Genomic DNA, 17,247 nt, shown 5'->3' on the forward strand with positions numbered 1-17,247 from the left:
CACGCAGCCCGGGTATGTTCGTATTTCTACCGCCGTCTTCTGTAACCAAAATTTGACCTGCGGGTGCTGCCAAAGCCAATCGCTCCGCAAGATCAACGACCGCACAGCTTTGCAATGCGCCGCCACGGACTTCCACGATTCCCCCATGAATAGCGACGCTCGCGAATGGGAGAGCAGACATCAGCTGGCGGCATGCACGAATAGCTTTCTCGGCTTCATCACCATGAATGCCATCAAAGCCGAATCCTACTCTGAGACGCAGCTCACCTGCCCTCTCGGGTCGAACATCATATTCCATGAAAACATCGGAGGCCTTGGCCACGCAGGACATAATTGCCTCGGGGCTGTCTGGTACTTCCTCGGAGACTAAGTCCACCACAGCAACAATAGCTTCACGGCTCTCAGTTCCGCCGTCGACTGCCAAAATACCAGCAGTATCACCGATCAGGTCGCCGATAGTGCCAAAGGCGCCCGTATCAACGCCGCTGATTTTTTTCGATTCATTGATTCTATCTAATGAGCGCTTAAACTCTTTGGCCGAAGGTAAGCGTGCGTCAAGTTTCTTCTCCATGGCCCAGAGCGCAATGCGCTCAAGCTCCGGGTTGATTGCATCGCTTCGTGAGCGGCGAGAAGGAGGAACCGGTTTCTCCATCGTATGCTTGACCATCAAGGCCGCAACGGATTCACCCTCAAATGGTAAAACTCCGGCGAGCATGTAGTAGAGTAAAACTCCTAGAGCATAGACATCGGTTTGCGCACTGATAGCTTGCCCGCGGCATTGCTCAGGGGCCATGTATTTCGGCGTTCCAAGTGCCCATCCTGCCTGGGTGATTTCAGCTTGGTCTTCACCTGGTTCGGCAAATTTTGCGAGTCCAAAATCCAAAAGTTTAACGAAGTCTTTTTCGGTTGGGAGGTCCAGAACCATGATGTTGTCGGGTTTAAGATCTCGGTGAACTATGCCCAGCTTATGACCAGCCGCCAACACATCACAAAGCTGGGTAAAAATTCGAATGATTCGACTGTCTTCAAATGGAAAGTCGGATTTGATAATTTTGCTTAGAGGAGAGCCCCCAATGAATTCCATCGCAATAAATGGCGCGCCCTCATCTTCACCGGGACCGGGCTTAGCATTATCAAAGTCGTAGATCTGAACGGCGTTCGGGTGCCATATCTTAGATGACATCTCAGCCTCACGCTTAAAGCGTTTCGAGTTTGCGGGATCACTGAGAACATCTTTATTCAATAGCTTAAGAACACATGAACGATTCAGCGGCTGCTGGCTTGCAAGGTAAACAGTACCCATGCCGCCCACACCCAATTTGCGCTCGATTTTATATTTATCATTGAAAAGGGACCCGATGAGGTTATCGGCCTTGGCCACCGCAACCGGTTCACCACAATTCGTACAAGTGTCCGCATTCAGTGAGTTCTGCGTTTTGCAGATGGCGCAGACAATAATGGTTTGTTCCACAGTTCAACCGTTCGCAGTAACGAAAAATCTTGTTTAGGACCGTCATGAAATAATCGGCTAAGAGCGTGCGCCGATCAAGCCACTCGAGACAGGAAAGAAGTTGAAATTGGGGAGGTTTTGCCGAAAAGCGGGCTCAAGACCGCTGCGGTTTAAGCAAATGCCGCTTCGATTCCAGAGCGCAGTGTTTTATTGGAGACGGCAGTTAAAACTTTACTACCACCAATGCAGACAATCGGTGCTTGCTTGCAAAGCCCAGTGCATTCACTACGAACCACCAGAGTTTCCTTCGCACAACCTAAGGTCTTCAAGCTTTGACGACAGGTCCTATAGAGGTCCTTCGACCCCTTTTTCTTACAATCGCTGCCGTTGCAAATCATCACAACTTGGTTGATTTTATTAGACTTCTTGCACATTGCCCAATTACGCCATGAGTTAATAATGAGAATCGTTCTCATACTCATGTCAGAGATAGTCTAGCCTGTAAAGCCTAAACGACTCAGGAATGACTGCATTGGGAGGCACCGAGCAGCCTTAAAGCCACCGCCATACGCTGCTCTTTATGAAGGAAAATAGAGCTAAAGCTTTGTAATGACTTCAGTTGGCTCGAGAAGCCACTCAAAATTGTCCAGTAGGACCAGGGAATCGAGTGCACTATCGCCCGTATCCCAGATATGGAAATCCAACCAGATGATCTCACCGGGTACCACTGGAGCAGAGGTCGTCAGCCAAGCAGTTGCTCCCGAGTCGCCGGAATTAGGATCATAAGCCAGAACATCACCCGGCCCATCCGGGCAAGCCCCCAGAGAAGTCTCACAAAGGTTCGTAGACGCGTTGCAGGTAAGTGAATCGACACAGCCATCCATGGGACTCACGTCCGGCCCACTGAGCATGGCATTGCCACCACAGCTCAACGCCTCACAAGAGGTGAAAAATGCGTTATTTACACTCACTGGATTCCCAGTCGCATCGAAGGAAATATTGTAATCATCCGGAATATCAGGATGCTGGCTCGCTAAGAGGGCCAAGAAGAAGTCGTTGAACTCCGTGCAAAGATAAATAGGGTATTCGTGGCTGAAAAACCGAAATTGAAACTGCAAACCCTGGGCATTCGTAGGCACTCGAATTCGTAATCGCAAGAGCACAGAATCATAAACTCCAGAGCCTCCAGACACGCAGTTTGGATTCGATGCCAGTTGCCCTTGATTGGCGTTCAAATAAACTGCTGGAACGTTGGCTTGACCAGAGTTCGAAGACACACTGCGGTTACCGGTGTAATTGGGATCATTTACACCCCGGGCTTCACCGGAACTTAAAACAGCCATGGTGGCGTTCTCAACTGCTGGGACCACGGAACCAAGCTCTTCCAAAACACCCACTTGTAACGGCCCGGCGGTACCAACACCATTGGCCCGAAGCAGCTGCGAGCTTAAAACGCCCCATCGCTCTTCTTCGTCGGTGGTAAATTGGCACAAGTCCATCGCTTCAACGAGGTTTCGTGCTCCAATCCCTGAAACCATAGTGGCCGGGCTGCAATCTGTAGGCAGCGGGTTATCAACAATACCATCGCAGTCGTCATCAAGCTCATTGCCAGGAAAGTCATAGGCTCCCGGATTCACCAAGCTTGGGTCCTCTGCACATCGTTCTTCAATGCTGTCACAACAATCACCATCGCAGCGGCCATAACCATCCCCATCGGCATCCTCATCTTCGTCTACCGCGCCGTCGCAATCTTCATCGACATTATTGGGCTCACAACTTTCAAGCTGTGGAAGAACCTGACCTTCGCATGGTCCCCACTCAGTGCCTAAACAGCTTTGTGTACCGCCCCGGCAAAGACCTTCGTCAAGCGTTGAAGTTGGTCCATCGTAACAATTCCTTTGAATACCAAACTCGCAAGCGCAGCTGCCTTCTGTCTCACAGCCATTGGCTGCATCGCCGTCGCAATCTGCGAATCCAGCGTTGCATTCACATGCCCCGTTAATCGCATCACAAGAAGCGTTCGTTCCGCACGATGATGCATCACAATCACCACCGGCTTGGCCATTGCCCGTATCTGAACAGCCAACCGCTATGACAATCAAAATGGCTGACAAGAAAGCCAAGAGGCTTGGTGATACCAACCCATTAGAACGAATGTTCACGATAATTCTCCCCCAAATTTGTAGGACGCTTTACCTACACCCCAAGTGTAAAAGCCGTAAAATCGTCTCGCAACTTCAATTCACCCCTAAAACAGAAAATCATACTTAAGCATGCGGTAGAACGGGCGTTCTCGGAAAGAGCGCATCCGCACGTGCATGGTCCTCGATAGCCATCATCAACGCTAAAACCACATCTTCTCTGTACGGACGTGCAGCCACCTGAACACCTATCGGCATACCTGCGCTCCCAGCTTGCGCATCAGCGGCAGTTTTATCAAGTCTGTCATGGAGATTGCCGCGAACCTCTTCATTGGCTTGAACCCGGGTCACGGGTACAACACCAGCGGGCAAGTTGAGGTAGTTGTAACGAATGGCGTAAGAGCCGCCCAACGTAAACTGGCTCGATTGCCCGTGCAAGATTGCAGGCGTCGCATGAGGTGGGCAAATGACGGCATCCAGCCCCTGCTCATTCCATACATTCATCGTGCTGCGCCGGATACGCGTGCGCTCGTTGGTCAACTCCCACAATTCCTCAACTGGCTTGGGCCGAACATTCTCAAGCAACTTCTGAACCTTGGACTCACCTAGAAGTCCCATGGCTGCTGCCGCTGTCTTTCGAACCCGAGCCGGCAATTTAACAATGGTCTTAAGAGGCTTGAGCTGTCCCACTATGGGATCGCCGTCGAGCGCCTTCTCTATGTAATAACCACCATCTGACGAAAGTGCTGCCAAATAAGTGTAGAGGAGTTCCTCAACATGAGGCGGCCGAAAGGGAACCACCTCCACACCCAGGTCTTCAAGGGCTGCAACCGCTTGTCGTACAGCTCTGCGAACGGACTCTGATGGCGTAATAAAACCGTCATCATCATAAAAACCGACCCGCAGCTTTTTAAGCTTCACTTTACCTGGGTCGTCCATTTGAAATGGCGCAACGTTGGGATCAAATGGTGTGTGCTGCTTTGAGTTGATGGCACGCAGCATTAAAGCCACATCTTCACTTGTACGGGCCATCGGACCGCACTGACTTCGAATCACTTCCTGGCCAGGAATGGCGCTGTTGCTGCCAACATTGGACCATCGGTCAACCGTTGGTTTAATGCCTGCGATACCGCAGAAAGCACACGGGATGCGAATGGAACCCCCAATATCAGTGCCAACGCCCCAAGGAGACATGCCCGCCGCAATGGCCGCAGCCTCACCGCCCGAAGAACCTCCAGGTACCCGGTCAGAAGACCATGGGTTATTGGTGGCACCCCAAATCGGATTATCGCTCTCGTGGAAAAGAAGCATCTGAGACACGTTGGTTTTACCAACCATGATTGCGCCTTGCTCCATCAGAAGCCGTGCTGCCACAGACTGTTCTTTGGGGATACGATTGCGCCAAGCCTCTAATCCTAAGCTCACGGGTGTTCCCGGAGTCGCCAAAGATTCCTTGATCGTCATGGGTAAGCCCAAGAGAGCCGGTAAATTTTTGCTCTTTTTCGCACGCAGCGCATCAGCTGCTCTTGCCTCATCGCGCGCTTGCTCGAAAAAACGATGAACGATGGAGTTAACTTGATGGTCCCAAGTTTCAATCCGAGTAATATGCGCGTCGACAATCTCAAGCGACGAGAGTTCGCCAGCATTTAAATGGCGAAGCATATCCGAAGCAGAAAGCATGCAGATGTCATCGGGATAAATTGTCATTGAAGTCCCCCAGAGCAATGATTGGAGAAAGAGCAATATCTTAATGGGCCGCAAGATCAAGCATTTTGGGGCAGCGCGTCGAGATTCAATCCCCATCTAAAAACGACTCTCACCAATTGCTTCCACTTCTAGATCGGCACCTAGGGAGGTGGTATGAATGAGTAGGTGGGGAGTTTATGAGTAACAACAAAGTGCATGAGAGTGGGCCATCGGCCCCAACAAACGAACCGAGTCAAGACGCCTCTTTAGTGCGACCAACCGGTAATCCAAAAGATGATATGCTCTACGTTGAACCACCACCGAACGGTCAAGCACCTTCGTTTCTCACGGTAAAGCCAGGCACTGAACAAGAAAACCGGTATCGATTTTACGACCGCATTCAATTGGCTAGGTTTCGCTCGAACATGGAAACCGTCCCAGTGGGCGTTCTTTTCGTAAAAGACCGCACAATTTCATCCAAACACTGTGAGATTGGCCTGGGACCAGATGGCTTGTTTTATATCCGAGACGTGAGCAGAAATGGTACTCGCCTCGACGACAGAAGACTCGAACCCAATATCGAGCAACCCATTCAAACAGGACAAAAAATTAGAATCGGCCTCCAGCCAGACTTTCATGTGACCATCGCCTCACAGCAAAGCGAAACCCCAGTCGACACCTCATCAACCCAAAGCTCTCAGGCCTTAAGTATGGCGACCGTTCTTGTTGGGACCATCGAAAACTACACCGGTTCAGGGGTCAAAGACGTGTCGGCGACGCTCCAGCAGTCTATCAGCCGAGTCTTCTCAAAGCTTCAACTCGGTATTATGCAGCGGGGCGGGACCGTGAAGGACCACCGCAGCGATGCACTGGTCGGTTTCTGGGATGACGCCATCAATGGGCAAAATTACATCGGGAATGCCTGCGAAGCAGCGCTAGAACTCGACATGCTCACTCAAGAACTCGCCAAAAATAAGACGGTATGGCTCATGGATGAGATGCCTTTGGTCGTCAATTGGTCTTTAACAACCGGTCCGGTGAAAATTCAGAGCCATGGGGAGCTTCGCTCAACCAGCTTAAATGTCATTGGTGAATCCGTCAGTCTTGCCATGCAGCTTCAACGGTTTGCGGGAGCATATACAGGCTCAATTATTTCGTGTCCGGCCACTCAAACCCTGGCCCCACAAGACTACGCCTTCAGGGCGCTCGGGGCACGTACTCTAGACGGTAAACCTGAGCCTCAGGAGCTTTACTGCCTCACCGGTAAGACCAGCTGACTGAGTACTGAAAAAACCTACATTTACCTTCATATTTAAGGCCATAGCGTACGGGCCACAGGGCAAATTGCGCTCAAAAACGAAGTCAGCGCGTACATATTTGTTCAAATGATTGTTCTTTTTATTTAAAAAAACTTTATCCCACCCCAACAGACACAAGCTAAGCACCTGAAAAGGTTGATTAAAAAACTTTAGCACCCCTCTGTTCTTTTTTTTTACTTTTTTCCTAAAGGTCAGAGGGAATCCGTCGATGCTCACTATGCCAGCGAGTTGTATGCTGATCCGCATGGGTGGGGATTGGTTAACAGCTAGCAAATATTAAGCGTGCCCAGCCAGGCCTAAAAGCGCTTTCTCTAATAATGGTGCCACAAGGGCACTCGAATACTAACCCCAATAAAGACGCCCCAACAGCGTCTAATAGTATGAAGGGAACAAAGCTATGGCTTTATCTATGGTGACTAATATTGCGTCGTTACGCGCGCAAAAGAATTTATCCAAAACAACAGCGATGCTCGGAGAAAGTGTAAACAGACTTTCTTCAGGTCTTCGCATCAACAAGGCCGGCGATGATGCCGCCCGAAGTGCAATCTCCACTGAGTTAACGGCTCATACGCAAGGTATTTATCAAGCCAAGCGCAATGCCAGTGACTCTGTCAGCATGGTTCAAACCGCTGAAGGAGCAATGCAAGAAATGACCGGTATTGTCCAACGGATGCGCGAGCTATCCGTTCAGGCTTCCAATGAGGGAACCATGGACACTACCGAGCGAGGTTATTTGGACCAAGAGTTCCAACTCTTGGAATCCGAACTGGACCGTATCGTAAGTGTTACAGAGTTTAATGGCACTAATTTGATTGATGGTAGTCTCTCAACGGGTACCAACTTTCAAGTCGGCTATAAAAACACCGCCAACGACAGAATCAGTCTGTCGATTGCAAACACTGGCTCTACGTCGCTGGGTCTTAATGATGAACTTTTGACATCAGCAACTGGAGCTCAGAAAGCGATTTCGGCCTTGGATACAGCTCTTTCCACGATTAACACTCAGCGTGCAACGCTTGGTGCTACTCAAAACCGGTTAGAGATGACCATTAATAATTTAAGTGCAAGCTATGAAAATCACTCCGCTTCGCTTTCGCGGATTCGCGACGTAGATGTGGCAGAAGAGACTGCCAGATTTACAAGCCATCAAATCTTGACCCAGGCCGGCACGTCCGTTCTGGCTCAAGCGAACGCGTTGCCGCAAGCGGCGTTAATGCTTTTAGGCTAAGAGGCAAACGTTAAACAATCCCCACCCACGCAAAGCATATCTTTGCCGGTATCTTAAAAGGGCAGCCCATGTGGCTGCCCTTTTTTTTGATCAATGCACACCCAGAGTTCCCATAAACCAGAGGATACACTTGTCAGCTCCAACGCTCGGATATAGACGCCCCTTGGTGAGGTGCAATATGAGTGAAGAGAATCTAACAATCCGGCTCGACCAATTCTTAAAAATGGCCGGTGTTGTTGAAAGTGGCGGCCAAGCGAAAGTTCTGATTCAATCCGGTGAGGTCACCGTCAATGGTGAAGTGGATACCAGACGCAAGCGCAAGCTTCGCCTCGGTGACGTTGTAGAACTCGACGGCCATGAAATGGAAGTCACGCTCGATTAGGGAAAACAAAGTGGACAACAAACAGACATCCAATCCCACTCCCCAAAATCCAGTCCCTGACCCGCGGGTCCTGATGGAAATTGTTGAGATGCGGATGCCTTTTGGTCGCTACAAAGGCCAACGTTTATCCGACTTACCCGAGCCCTACTTGGTTTGGTTCAGTCAGCAGGGGTTTCCTAAAGGCAAATTGGGACAGCTGATGGAAACTGTCTACGTTATTAAGCTCAATGGTTTAAACCATATTCTCGCTGAGCTAAAATGCATCGCTCAGGATCGCTGATTCATCGTATGAATCTAAGATATTTTTCCTAGAAATGTACGCACCACATTTATGGTGTTTTGCTGGGTTCTCTTTCATGCCAAAAGACCCCCACTCTAAAATTCTCGAAATATCAAACATTTGCATGTTGCGCAGTGCAGCAAAAGTATTATTAAGCAGTTAATAACGTAGGGGCATATGTACTTGGCAACCTACTTTTTATCTTCAAAACATACCCCTCCCCGCCCTTGACGAGTCAGTTGCAGAGTCGCAAACTTGCCCAGAGTGACACTTGAGAGAGAGTTATGAAGAAAAAGTATCAAAGTACGCAACCGGCTGACTTAGCCATTTTCGGCGGAATACTCTTAACCCTAAGCGGTTGTACCAATGCCATCTTAGAACCGCCCACACTCGCGCTCGGGCTCACAACCATGGCACTTCTTCTTTTGAGAATTAACAAGAAAAAATAATTACTCGAATCGCTCTATGCTGAGAACGCCATCAAGCAACGCCGGCGGGTTCGGTCCACACGTCGTATCCAAAAAGACACTCAATGCATCTGGCCAAGAGTTTAAAAACAAATTGCAGTTGCCTGGCTCGTTATCAAAGGCCGCAACAACTGTTCCTGTTTGAGAAATAAAACTCGCTGCCTCTTTTTTAAACACAAGATCTTCGGTTTCAAAGTCTGGCTTAAGAATCATCATGGTACGAATAAGGCCTACGGGGAATCCATTTGCTCTCAGAGACTCTGTGCATCCTGAAAGCATCCCAGGAACATCGCGCCCCGTGAGATAAACCATGGTTACACCAGCCTCGTAGAGCGCTTTCACAAACGCAACACTTCCCTCTAACGGCACATCATATTCCTGATAGCGATCTGTGAAAAATCTGCTGAACCAATATTTCTTAACTTGGTCCACCAAATCATCACCATGGATGCCGGCTTGCTCTAAAAAATCTGTCACAAGATACGGCAAAAACCGATTCGAAGTTGCGTTCAATTTCTTACGCTCAGCCTCAAAGCCACTCTCCTCCAACGCCTCGGCAACAAGTTTCCATGTGCGGGGTCCGTTATCAAAAAGAGTACCGTCCAAATCGAGGACCACCAACGGGTTTCCGCCAGCTTCTTTGACTGTTCGCGCGCGTCGCAAAATGTCTTCTAAAAGTTCTTTGGGTTTCATATTCATATCCCGGTCAATGGCGCTCAAGAGGTCGAGCGCAGCCTGTTCTCATGCCATAAATACCGTGGCCATGCCAATCAAGACCTTCAAACTATTCAATGCGGTTGCTTCTAAAAGTGGCCAGCCAATCCAGTTTTAAGGCTCTGGGTATATTGTTCGGCCGATCAAGACAATCAAGAACCCGGTCAGGTAAACGAACAAGCTATAAACAATCGCCGGTACAGCATAATCTGCGCCAAAAAAGCTCATCGTCAAACCCACTGCGAGAGCTGAGTTTTGGATTCCCACTTCCATCACAATAGCAATCGTTTGTCGTCCGGGTAATGCCAGAGACCGGGTCACGACAAAGCCTAAGAGCATCGTACCCACGTTGAGCGCCACCACCGCTGCACCCACTTCGTGTACAAGCTCTCCCAATCGTGAAGCTTGCCGCCCCACAGCGCCAGCGATAAGAACCACCAACAAAAAGACCGCGATGGATTTTACGATTTTCTCCATTAGACGCGCATACTTTTCGCTCCAGGCCCTCAACGCCATCCCCGTTGCGATCGGTAGAGCCATCAAGACAAAAACTTTCGTAACGGTCTCACCCATCGGCAAAGACAAATCAGATTCGCCCGTTGCGAAAGCTTGAAGCGCCCCACTGGCTATGAGTGGAATCGTGACAACTGTTAAAACTCCCGAAACCGCGGTCATAGTAACGGACAACGCAGTGTCCCCGCGCGCTAGATTCGTAAAAAGATTCGAGTGAGCACCACCAGGACACGCCGTGAGCACCACCAAACCGACCGCCAGCTCAGAACGCAGCCCAAATAACCACGCAACCCCAAACCCGCAAATTGGTAAGAGCACCATTTGGCAGGTCAGGCCCGTTATCGCAGCCCGTGGTTTTTCCGCTAAGCTCTTAAAATCACTGATGGTTAGACCAAGCCCCATAGCAAGCATAATCATCGCCAGTGTGGTTGGTAAAAAAAGATGGACCAAGGACTCGGTATTCATAGCCCCAAACGATAGCAAAATATCCAATGGGTGGAAAATCTCTCCCACTTGTAAGGATGCGTCACGAAATGCCCCTTAGAGTCTTGCACAAGCAAACTCTGGTCGTTAACGTATCAACGTTCAAATCACGGCGGTTCGGTCACACAGACGGCCCAAGCTGATTAACATGGGGTTCAAATGAAGAAGTATCTAATCATCGCGATGGTAGCGGCTCTGGGGGCGTGCTCCGACAACAATACCGGCGACACAAGTGGCGGCGATACAAACAGCGGCGACAACGTTAATCCAGGCGAGACCACTGAAACTGAAGGCCTTACGTTTTACAAAGATGTTCAGCCCATTCTCAACACCTACTGCACACGCTGCCATCAAGAAGGCGGTCAGGGTGTTGGAGACTTTACGACCCCCGATGATGTCTTGGTCCTTTCATCGATGATTATGACCCAACTCGATGCTGGCACGATGCCACCTCCGTCCTCAGATCCAGACTGCCGCGACTACGTCGGTTCGGATAGACTGGTCATGGCGCCCGGCACCAAAGAAACCATTCGAGATTGGATTGCTGAAGGTAAGGCCGTGGGTACCGCACCTGCGCAGAGCGTTGAACCGCCCCTGCCCATGGAGCTGGCGAACCCCGACTTACAAATCATGATGACAGCGCCCTATGTGCCGCTTTTTGAAGATGCTTCAAACCCTGGTAACGAATACCGATGCTTTGCGCTCGATCACCAACAAGAAGAAGATTTCTTTATTACCGCATTCCATCCCATTTTAGGAAACCCTGAAATCATCCACCACATTGTTCTCTACCGACTCTCTGAACGTGACCTTCCCGACCATGACCCTGCCTTAGGCTGGGATTGTATCGACGATATGGGTGGCCAGGGAGAAGGTATGATTGCGGCTTGGGCACCGGGTGCCTTACCCGTAGAATTTGATGGTACCAAAGGAATCAAGGTTGGATCCGATGAACGCCTTGTCGTTCAGATGCACTATTTTCATAATGGCTCGGCAACCGGCACCTTGTCCGACGATTCTGGTTATGCACTTAGGATCACTGACACCGTTGAGACCGAGCTTAGAATGTGGCCCTTTGGTGACCGCGGTTTTACAATCCCCGCAGGTGACGACAACTACAGCCATGACTACGAATTTGCGATCCCTGCGCTTCTTGAAAGCATCGATCCCGATGCTACGATCACGGTCTACGCGACCGGGCCGCACATGCATGTGTTAGGTCAAAGCTATCAGCTTTGGGTTGAGCGAGAAGGGGAAGAGGATATCTGTGTCGCAAAATCGGAGCGCTGGGACTTTGATAATCAAGTTTCCTACGTTTTCAACGAGCCACTTGTTCTTTATCCGGGAGATAAAGTTCGTCTTCGCTGTAGCTGGAACAACTCAGACTCTAATCCAGACCTCATTCATAACCCACCCATCGATGTTGGGTATGGGGAGCGCACAGATGAAGAAATGTGTTTTGCCTTCACCCTGCTCTCGCTGGATACATCGGTTCCAATCGATTTCTGATCAGGCCAGAAAGCGGGCTTGAAGTTCTGGAGTGGGGACGCGGCATGCCTGCGTTTTCCCAAACCACCTGTAGCGATTTCTAGCTATCCAACGGTAAACACCATCGCGAATAAAGCGTGGAATCACGATACTCGCGTAAAGCAAAGGCCACGGGCCATTAAGTAACCGGGCGATTCGCAAGGCCGCGGTTGAACGGTCGTAAACCTTACCATCTTCCAAAAGCACGATCGTGTTAAGCTCCATGCCTATTTGATGCTTCTCTAAGAGCTTACGAGCATATTCAGACTGTAGAGGTGCAAAATAGATGGTCCCCTGAGGATCTCGATCGATCACAAAGTTCACGGAGGAGTTGCATAGGTTGCAAACACCATCGAACAAAATCACCGGTTTTTCAGGACTCATTTCCGTCATATCACAGCTCAAAGTTAGTCTTAACCTTAGACTAGGGAGCCCCTGCTCATTGCGCAAGGCTCCAGGTCCGTCTCTGAGGTTCTTTTAATTCAGGCCCCCTAAGATAGCCATCTTCCCAGTATCTAAATTCCTTGAAAATACCTCAAACGAATATCTGGCCATGATCGATCCGAGCCTTTAAGGACGGGTCTGAGATCAATTCGGCGTCAAGAAATCAGCGACTCTTATATTAGACAATTTACTTGACACCTTCTGTGAAAAAAAACGCGTCCTATGATCGATCTGGATCGATGGCCTCCGAGCCCCTTCACATCGGCTGCTGCAGCTTTCTTGATCTCATAGCCCGGTGGTGGATCACGGGTCTGACAAGTTCCGGCGAGCCTATAATTTTGGAAATAACGAGGTGCGATTTATTACTAATGCTCTGGGGTACCAAAGCCAAGGGCAGCCTTCGGTTGAGGTAAACCAGAGATTACTAAGCACTAGCGTTGGAGAACGTTCGCAATGGAGCAAACCCTGCTTGCAGCAGAACAGACATCCCAGAAGGTACTTGCCATTAGCGCAACCATCGGGACACCTGAAGAATTGTTAGAGCTCGAGGGCTACACACAAGTGGCCGGGCATCTCACCATTCGGGCATCAAATATCAAAGATTTGAGCCCCCTTCGTCACCTTAAAGTGATTGTTGGTTCACTCTCAGTTGTTGGTTGTCATGAGTTGGAAGACTTAAGCGGCTTAGACAGTCTTAAGTTTGTTGGAGAAGGTCTCATCATCTCCAACAATTCGAACTTAAAGCAGCTTACCGGCATTCAAAGCTTGCGCCACACCGGTTCCAATTTGATCATCGTTGGAAACCCGAAGTTGGAATCACTGCGCGGCTTGTGGGGTATTTTGGGCAACCTCAAACAGCTTAGTCTTCGCGGTAATCACTCGCTCAAGAATCTCGAAGGATTAGGTGGTATTTCTCGTGTTGGACTTCTCTCTATCCAACACAACGATTCACTCTTATCTTTGACTGGGCTCGATGGCATTGTTGATATCGAAGAATATCTTCGTGTTCGCACCAACCAGAGTTTACTCAGCCTTAAGGGGCTTCGGCGGCTACAATCTATCGGTGGAAGTTTAAGAATAGAGTGTAACCCGTCTCTTCAAAATCTCGAGGGGCTCGACAACCTGGGCAGCATCTCAGATTCAGTCTACCTTCGTTCCAATCCCAGCCTAACTTCGCTTAGCGCGTTCTCAGATCTTTCAAACATCAACGGTGACTTTGAGCTTGAAGCCAATCGCTCTCTTGAGCATCTTCACGGCCTTGAGAAACTCGGGCGCGTCGGTGGCAACGTATACATTGAGAGTGCGAGCCTGCGCAGCTTTGAGCCCTTATCGCGGCTCGAACGCATTGGCGGGGACTTTACCCTTAAAGGCAACAACTGCATTGAAAACTTGAGTGGTTTTGATCAACTCGAAAAGATTGGTGGCAGCTTTCGGCTGGTTTCAAATCCCAATCTTGAAAATATTCACTCGCTGGATAACTTATCGAGCATCGGTGGCGAGGTTGAGATTCTCGACAACAATAGACTGCCTTCGGCTGCAAGCGATGGGCTCAAAGCCTCCATCGGCATTTTTAATATCCGAGGTAGAATCAAACTCAAAGCACTTGAATCGCGTAAACAAGTATCGGGCAATATCGTTATCCGACACGCTTCAGATATCAAGCGCATCGAAGGTGTTGAGCGGATCGTTGGAGATCTCATCATTTCAGGCTCGGGTCTGAAAAACTTAAACGGGCTTGAGTCGCTAACTTCTTTGATCGGTACCATGCGTATTCGCGGTACGGGCGAGCTCAACAGTCTCGAAGGGCTACACAACCTTACGCGTATCGGCGGTGGTCTTCATATCGATACAAATGAATCACTGCTCGAACTCACGGGACTTCGCAGTCTCAAAGGTATCGGCGATTCACTCTGGATTGAAGCGAACCGTTCCCTGGTCAACTTAGATGGTCTCGACAATCTCTCAGTGGTTGAAGGTGACGTCTGGCTTCTCGACAATTGGTCGTTGGGTAATCTGGAAGGCCTCTCGAACCTCACCCTGGTGGGCGCGGAGCTTTTGATTCAAAACAACCCTCGCCTGCAAAACCTCGCTGGCCTCGACAACCTTACCGAAGTCGGTCACTGCGTAGAGGTGCAAGGAAATAATCAGCTCGGAAGTCTTGGGGGGATGAATAACTTAACCTCTGTTGGCGACGGCTTGTATATTGGGGAAAATCCAAACCTTCCGAATCTCAATGGGCTCGACAATCTGCGCTCTCTTGGGGGCAGTCTGGAACTGCAGCGTAACGCCCTCATGCAATCGGCTTGCGGTATCGACAGCCTCACCAAAGTCGGCGGAGACCTTACCATTCGGTCTAACCCGCAGATGGAAAGTTTAAATGGACTTCACCGCCTCGCATTTGTTGGAGGCCAACTCAGTATTGAGCATCAGCCTCACCTCGACAGTCTCGATGCACTTTACGGTGTTCGAAGAATCGGTGGAAACCTAGAACTTAGTAATAACAGACTCTTAGACGCTCAAGACGTCAGCGCTTTGCGAGATTCCATTGGTGAAAGCGCCATTGGTTGCTATCTCGAGCCAGAATTCTGAAACCCTTCCCTACTTCCACATACACAATAATGCTCAAGCCCTGACGGGATGCTTGCCCACAAACTCAGATCACGTTATTTTTTTGGTGTTGGGTTGCGACGTGTTCGTTGCAGAACCATTGGGGGACGGCATCAGTAAGAAGCACTTATCTACGGAATTTGTTCGAAGCGGTTTTATCGCAAAACTAGATAAGAACATTTATCAAGGCGAACGACTTTTTGTAACCATTGCGACAATCATCATGATTTTCTCGGTGTTTTTGGGAATCGTTTGGAACTTCTTCTCAACGCCCAAGGGCAAGATGTATTCGCTTGTCCAAGCGATCGCTGGGGAAGAGGCTAACGTTGCCTTCATTTCAGGTGCCATCACGATAACGTTATGGCTTGTGGCTTGCGTTTTTGCTGTCAAAACCGCGAAGACCGAGTGGGCAGCTTCAAAACATCTCATATTCGGACTGGGTATTGGCGCGTTGTTTTTGGCCTTCGGAAAGCTGATGGTTGTGCTCCTGCCCAGTGGCCTTATCTTCGCTCAGCGTCTCGCCCTATGTTTGATGCTCTGGGTGGTCATGCTTGGCTCGTCGATGGCGGCATACACACGCCGGCACATCGTTTTACAAGCGATTCACAAACTGATCCCAGTTCATATGCAACGCCAACATGCAGCGGTTGGGCTCGTTGTTGCATCGATCTTTACGCTCTTTCTGGCACTGGTTGGCTGGGACTACGCAATGATCAACTTTGAGCAGTGGGTCAACGCCGACATGAAGGCCGGCAAGTTTGAATCGATTCCAATCCCATATTGGGCCATCACCATCGCCATTCCTGTTGGCTTCGGTTTAACGTTGGCAAGATTCGTTGGGCACGCGATTTTCATCCTCAAAGGCGTCATGGAGCCTGTTCCTACAGAGGAAGAGCTCAAAGCGGCTCGAGGTGAGATCGGCGCAGATGCGGATTTTGATGAGTTCTCTAGACTGGTTGAAGAAGAAGAAACTGAGAAGAACCAGCTCGAGTCTCTAGCCTGGACAGCTGCGACTGGGGTCAGTAAAAAAGACGAATAGCGCCCTCAGCTCACTTCTTAAACTTCGTTAAAACATTTACGAAACGCTTCGGAGACTCAGAGTCGTGCCGGAAAAAGAGAGATGGCTCAACCAACTCTAATTCGTTGAGTCTTAATTTACCCTCTGCATCACGAATCATATCGACCCGAGCATAAGTAAGGGCAACACCATCAAACCGTTCCTTCACCAATCGCAACAATGATTTTTCAATTTGTTGAACGGTTTCGTAGTCACTTTCATTGAACGTGTGCGGTTTATCAGTTGCTCCAAAGTCATCTTGAACTCGGTAATCTCCCGCAACAGGGATTTTTTGAACGCCATGCGAGAACTCACCGCCAAAAAATATCGCCGAGTACTCACCCTCTTCCATGACCGATGCCAAAAATGGCTGCAGCATCATCGACTCGTCGGGTAAGAGTCTATCGAGGTGAGCCTGTGCTTTTTCAAGACTTTCGGGGCTGCAATCAAAGGGTAATGTTTCCCGAGCCGTCGCACCGACCACAGGTTTTAAGAAACCTCGGGTCCAGCCCAGTCCTTGCATCATCGCTTGGATATCGACCTGGGTTCCCTGATCGAGCCACTTGGTAGGCGTAAGAGGTGCGCCCACGCGTTCTAAGTCCCGTAGATAGGTTTTAGCCGTGTTCCAAACCACCACATTCACAGGATTGACCAGACGAGTTTCTACACTGATACGCTCAGCCCAAGCATTAAAGTCTTGCTGCTTTTCCTGGTAGTCCCAAGTGGTACGAATCAAAACCAGGTCGAAGCTTTTCCAATCCACCGCCGGGTCGTCCCAGATGGGGCGCTCCATGTCGATGCCTGCATCAACAATTGCTTGGTGAAAAGGTAAGTCGTCGACTTCCCAATCAGGAAGGTTGGAACAAGTTGCCAGAGCTAGCCGCATCGTAAACTCCTGTGTGCAGGTTTAGCGGATGCCCCATAGCGAATAGATCAAAGGTCGAAAAGA

Annotated in this window: 16 protein-coding genes; 8 read left to right on the plus strand and 8 right to left on the minus strand. The window is 49.6% G+C overall.

Annotated features, from left to right (window positions below):
- From HOK28_06635 to HOK28_06650, 4 genes are all read right to left on the minus strand, one after another.
- The coding region (locus tag HOK28_06635) for a protein kinase (protein ID MBT6432749.1) at positions 1 to 1,471 on the minus strand (1,471 nt) is incomplete at its 3' end.
- A gap of 149 nt (positions 1,472 to 1,620) precedes the next feature.
- Entirely contained in the window at positions 1,621 to 1,884 is a 264-nt protein-coding gene (locus HOK28_06640) for a (2Fe-2S) ferredoxin domain-containing protein (protein ID MBT6432750.1), read from the minus strand.
- A gap of 162 nt (positions 1,885 to 2,046) precedes the next feature.
- Positions 2,047 to 3,612 (minus strand): hypothetical protein, encoded by a 1,566-nt coding sequence (locus HOK28_06645; protein ID MBT6432751.1) that lies wholly within the window; start codon positions 3,610 to 3,612, stop codon positions 2,047 to 2,049.
- A 105-nt stretch (positions 3,613 to 3,717) separates the two neighbouring features.
- Positions 3,718 to 5,298 carry an amidase gene (locus tag HOK28_06650; GenBank protein MBT6432752.1) on the minus strand — a complete coding sequence of 527 codons (1,581 nt, stop codon included), beginning with the start codon at positions 5,296 to 5,298 and terminating at the stop codon, positions 3,718 to 3,720.
- Between the two features lie 176 nt (positions 5,299 to 5,474).
- Between HOK28_06650 and HOK28_06655 the strand changes: the two genes are divergently transcribed.
- From HOK28_06655 to HOK28_06675, 5 genes are all read left to right on the plus strand, one after another.
- Positions 5,475 to 6,554 carry an FHA domain-containing protein gene (locus HOK28_06655; GenBank protein ID MBT6432753.1) on the plus strand — a complete coding sequence of 360 codons (1,080 nt, stop codon included), beginning with the start codon at positions 5,475 to 5,477 and terminating at the stop codon, positions 6,552 to 6,554.
- A gap of 439 nt (positions 6,555 to 6,993) precedes the next feature.
- Positions 6,994 to 7,824, plus strand: a complete 831-nt coding sequence (locus HOK28_06660) for a flagellin FliC (protein ID MBT6432754.1) — start codon at positions 6,994 to 6,996, stop codon at positions 7,822 to 7,824.
- 178 nt (positions 7,825 to 8,002) lie between these two features.
- Positions 8,003 to 8,206: an RNA-binding S4 domain-containing protein gene (locus HOK28_06665; GenBank protein MBT6432755.1), complete on the plus strand. Its 204-nt coding sequence runs from the start codon at positions 8,003 to 8,005 to the stop codon at positions 8,204 to 8,206.
- Between the two features lie 73 nt (positions 8,207 to 8,279).
- Positions 8,280 to 8,486, plus strand: coding sequence for a DUF3820 family protein (locus HOK28_06670; GenBank protein MBT6432756.1), 207 nt, complete (start codon positions 8,280 to 8,282; stop codon positions 8,484 to 8,486).
- A gap of 284 nt (positions 8,487 to 8,770) precedes the next feature.
- Complete coding sequence (locus HOK28_06675) at positions 8,771 to 8,935, plus strand: hypothetical protein (protein ID MBT6432757.1); 165 nt, start codon at positions 8,771 to 8,773, stop codon at positions 8,933 to 8,935.
- Here HOK28_06675 and HOK28_06680 read toward each other — a convergent pair whose 3' ends face one another.
- Together HOK28_06680 and HOK28_06685 are read right to left on the minus strand one after the other, a co-directional pair.
- A complete protein-coding gene (locus tag HOK28_06680) occupies positions 8,936 to 9,646 on the minus strand; it encodes an HAD family hydrolase (protein ID MBT6432758.1) in 711 nt (236 codons plus the stop codon).
- Between the two features lie 135 nt (positions 9,647 to 9,781).
- Complete coding sequence (locus HOK28_06685) at positions 9,782 to 10,645, minus strand: bile acid:sodium symporter family protein (protein MBT6432759.1); 864 nt, start codon at positions 10,643 to 10,645, stop codon at positions 9,782 to 9,784.
- A 177-nt stretch (positions 10,646 to 10,822) separates the two neighbouring features.
- Between HOK28_06685 and HOK28_06690 the strand changes: the two genes are divergently transcribed.
- The gene (locus tag HOK28_06690) at positions 10,823 to 12,172 is read left to right on the plus strand and encodes a hypothetical protein (GenBank protein ID MBT6432760.1); all 1,350 of its coding nucleotides are present in this window, start codon (positions 10,823 to 10,825) and stop codon (positions 12,170 to 12,172) included.
- Here HOK28_06690 and HOK28_06695 read toward each other — a convergent pair whose 3' ends face one another.
- Complete coding sequence (locus HOK28_06695) at positions 12,173 to 12,583, minus strand: thiol-disulfide oxidoreductase DCC family protein (protein MBT6432761.1); 411 nt, start codon at positions 12,581 to 12,583, stop codon at positions 12,173 to 12,175. It lies immediately after the preceding gene.
- A gap of 504 nt (positions 12,584 to 13,087) precedes the next feature.
- Between HOK28_06695 and HOK28_06700 the strand changes: the two genes are divergently transcribed.
- Together HOK28_06700 and HOK28_06705 are read left to right on the plus strand one after the other, a co-directional pair.
- Positions 13,088 to 15,223, plus strand: a complete 2,136-nt coding sequence (locus HOK28_06700; protein ID MBT6432762.1) for a hypothetical protein — start codon at positions 13,088 to 13,090, stop codon at positions 15,221 to 15,223.
- 100 nt (positions 15,224 to 15,323) lie between these two features.
- Positions 15,324 to 16,280 (plus strand): TRAP transporter small permease subunit, encoded by a 957-nt coding sequence (locus tag HOK28_06705; protein MBT6432763.1) that lies wholly within the window; start codon positions 15,324 to 15,326, stop codon positions 16,278 to 16,280.
- A 10-nt stretch (positions 16,281 to 16,290) separates the two neighbouring features.
- Here the strand turns inward: HOK28_06705 and HOK28_06710 are convergent, their stop codons facing one another.
- Positions 16,291 to 17,184 (minus strand): hypothetical protein, encoded by an 894-nt coding sequence (locus HOK28_06710; protein ID MBT6432764.1) that lies wholly within the window; start codon positions 17,182 to 17,184, stop codon positions 16,291 to 16,293.
- Positions 17,185 to 17,247: the final 63 nt, after the last annotated feature.

Source organism: Deltaproteobacteria bacterium (genome assembly GCA_018668695.1).
Classification (GTDB): Bacteria; Myxococcota; XYA12-FULL-58-9; order XYA12-FULL-58-9; family JABJBS01; genus JABJBS01.